Genomic DNA, 3,150 nt, shown 5'->3' with positions numbered 1-3,150 from the left:
GGGCGGGGCCAGCTTGTTCTTGACCACCTTGACGCGGGTCTGGTTGCCCACGACCTCGTCGCGGTCCTTGACCGAGCCGATGCGGCGGATGTCGAGGCGCACCGAGGCGTAGAATTTCAGCGCGTTGCCGCCGGTCGTGGTCTCGGGCGAGCCGAACATGACACCGATCTTCATGCGGATCTGGTTGATGAAGATGACCATGGTGTTGGAGCGCGAGATCGAGGCGGTCAGCTTGCGCAGCGCCTGGCTCATCAGGCGGGCCTGGAGACCGGGCAGCGCGTCGCCCATCTCGCCCTCGATTTCAGCGCGCGGCGTCAGCGCCGCGACCGAATCGACCACCAGCACGTCGATGGCGCCCGAACGCACCAGCGTGTCGCAGATTTCCAGCGCCTGCTCGCCGGTGTCGGGCTGCGAGATCAGGAGGTTCTCGAGGTCGACGCCGAGCTTGCGGGCATAGACCGGATCGAGCGCGTGCTCGGCATCGACGAAGGCGCAGATGCCGCCCTTCTTCTGCGCTTCCGCAACCGTGTGCAGCGCCAGCGTCGTCTTGCCCGAGCTTTCCGGCCCATAGATCTCGACGATACGGCCGCGCGGCAGTCCGCCGACGCCAAGCGCGATGTCGAGGCCGAGCGAGCCGGTCGGCACGGTTTCGATCTCGACTGCCTGCTCGTTGGCGCCGAGCCGCATGATCGAGCCCTTGCCGAAAGCGCGCTCGATTTGCGACAGCGCCGCGTCCAGAGCCTTTGATTTGTCCACTGCCTTATCCTCTACAAGCCGCAAAGTATTCTGAGCCATGATACATCACCCCTTGGTCGTCAATGAAGGCCGGACAATCCGTGATCCCTGCTGTTTTGTACCTTTTTTGTTCTCATTTGGCAAGGGGCAACAAATAACTGAAAAACAATCAATATCTGGATTTGTTCTATTTTTGTCTCACCAGGGCTAGTGCGGAGCACAACCGCTGGTCCAGAAAAGACTTCGATGTCCGGCCATCCCGAATCGCGACCCCGATTGCAGGGTGCCCCGGGGAAACCTAGTGTGCGCAGCCGCACGATCAATGAAAGTCAGCGACCCGAAATGCCGACATCCCCAGCTATCCTGGCCCCAACGATCCTGGCTTTGGGCGGCGCCCATATCGACCGGCGTGGCCAGGTCTCGGGTACCTATGTGCCAGCCGCCTCCAATCCCGGCATGATGCGCGAGGATGTCGGCGGCGTCGTTTTCAACGCGCTGCGCAGCGTGGTGAAGCGCGGCGTGTCTGCCGCGCTGATCTCGGTGCGCGGCGGCGACGCGGCGGCGGACTCGGTCGCCTCGGCGATCGACAACGCTGGGATAACGGACCTCTCGGTGGTGTTCCTCGACCGCACGACGCCGAGCTACACGGCGCTGATCGACGCCGAGGGCGAATTGATCGTCGGACTGGCCGACATGGCGCTCTATGATCTCGCGTTCCCCAAGCAGATGAGGCGTTCCAAGGTGCGCGAGGCGATCGCCGCGGCCGACGCTATCCTGTGCGACGCTAACCTGCCGACCGCGGCGCTGGAGCGCCTGGTTGCGCTCGCCGGCGACCGGCCGGTCTTCGCCATCGCCGTCTCGCCAGCCAAGGTCGTCCGCCTGGCGCCTCTGCTCAGTGATCTGTCGCTGCTCTTCATGAACCGCCGCGAAGCCGCCGCGCTGGTTGGCGCCGAAATGTCAGGAGAAGCCCTTGTCGACGCACTCAGGCAGGTCGGCCTGAACGCCGGCGTGATCACCGCCGGCAGCGCTCCGGTGCTGGGCTTCGACGACGCCGGCATCTTCGAAATCGACCCGCCCGCGCCGCGCCGGGTCGCCGACGTGACCGGCGCCGGCGATGCGCTGACCGGCGCAACGGTTGCCGCCCTGCTGCACGGCCTGCCGCTGCGCGCAGCGCTGCGCGAGGGCGTGGCGGCCGCGATGCTCGCCATCGAGAGTTCCGAGGCCGTGCCATCCTTCACGACCGCCAATTTCACGCAGGCGCTTGCCCTTGTGCCGGAGGCACGGGAGGTGGCATAGGGCCACCGACAATCTACTTCCTCCTTGTCGGAGACAGCCATGACGCCCGAGACCGCCCGCCCCTTCGTCGACATCCACCCGCCCGTGGCGGAGGCGCTTGCCGCCGGCCGGCCCGTGGTGGCGCTGGAATCCACCATCATCACCCACGGCATGCCCTACCCCGACAATGGCGCCATGGCGGCCAAGGTCGAGCAGATCATCGCCGATGCCGGCGCGGTGCCGGCGACGATAGCCGTGGTCGACGGCCGCATCAAGATCGGCCTCTCGGACGGCGAACGCGAATCGCTCGCCATGACCGGCGACGCCATGAAGCTGTCGCGCGCCGATCTCGGCTTCGCGGTCGCTCAAAAGCGCACGGGCGGCACCACGGTTGCGGCCACGATGATCGCCGCGCATATGGCCGGGGTAAAGGTGTTCGCCACCGGCGGCATCGGCGGCGTCCACAAGGGCGCCGAAAAAAGCTTCGACATCTCGGCCGACCTCGACGAGCTGGCGCGCACGCCCGTCATCGTCGTCTCGGCCGGCGCCAAGGCGATCCTCGACATCGAAAAGACGCTGGAAGTGCTCGAAACGCGCGGCGTGCCGGTCATCGGCCATGGCAGCGAGACCATGCCGGCTTTCTGGTCGAGGCAATCGCCCTTCCGCGCACCGCTGACGCTGCACGCGCCTGAGGACATCGCTCATTTCTACCGCACGCGCCAGGCGCTGGGCCTGGGCGGCGGCATTCTGGTCGCCAATCCCGTGCCGCAGAATGACGAGATCCCGGCCGACGAAATGGCCGGCTATATCGACGCCGCGCAGAAGGCCGCCGAGGCGCAGAACGTCACCGGCAAGGCGGTGACTCCCTTCCTCTTGTCGAAGATCCTGGAACTCACCGGCGGCCGCAGCCTCAAGACCAACATCGCGCTGGTCGAGAACAATGCCCGGCTCGCCGCAGAGATCGCCAAGGCGCTGTAAGGGCGCACGTCGAAGGCCCCCTCACCGGATTGCCAAGGCCGAATTGCGAAGAGCAATTCGGGGCAATCCGACCTCTCCCCAAGGGGAGAGGAGCTGACAGAGCCTGCGCCAACCTCTTCTCCCCAACGGGGAGGAGGTGGCCGCGAAGCGGCCGGATGAGGG

At 66.1% G+C, this 3,150-nt stretch carries 3 protein-coding genes; 2 read left to right on the top strand and 1 reads right to left on the bottom strand.

Going from position 1 to position 3,150, the window contains the following annotated elements; all coding sequences use genetic code 11:
• On the bottom strand, nt 1–795 hold a 795-nt coding region (recA, locus tag EOA23_RS33090), incomplete at its 3' end, for a recombinase RecA (protein WP_127307156.1).
• Between the two features lie 282 nt (nt 796–1,077).
• Here recA and EOA23_RS33085 point away from each other — a divergent pair.
• Both EOA23_RS33085 and EOA23_RS33080 read left to right on the top strand, forming a co-directional pair.
• Entirely contained in the window at nt 1,078–2,031 is a 954-nt protein-coding gene (locus EOA23_RS33085; protein ID WP_127307155.1) for a carbohydrate kinase family protein, read from the top strand.
• A 39-nt stretch (nt 2,032–2,070) separates the two neighbouring features.
• Nucleotides 2,071–2,988, top strand: coding sequence for a pseudouridine-5'-phosphate glycosidase (locus EOA23_RS33080; RefSeq protein WP_127307154.1), 918 nt, complete (start codon nt 2,071–2,073; stop codon nt 2,986–2,988).
• The last annotated feature ends 162 nt before the right edge of the window (nt 2,989–3,150 follow it).

This window comes from Mesorhizobium sp. M2A.F.Ca.ET.042.01.1.1 (assembly GCF_003997405.1).
Taxonomy (GTDB): Bacteria; Pseudomonadota; Alphaproteobacteria; order Rhizobiales; family Rhizobiaceae; genus Mesorhizobium.
Note: the sequence above shows the minus strand (reverse complement) of the source record. Positions and strands in the feature narration are given on the sequence as shown.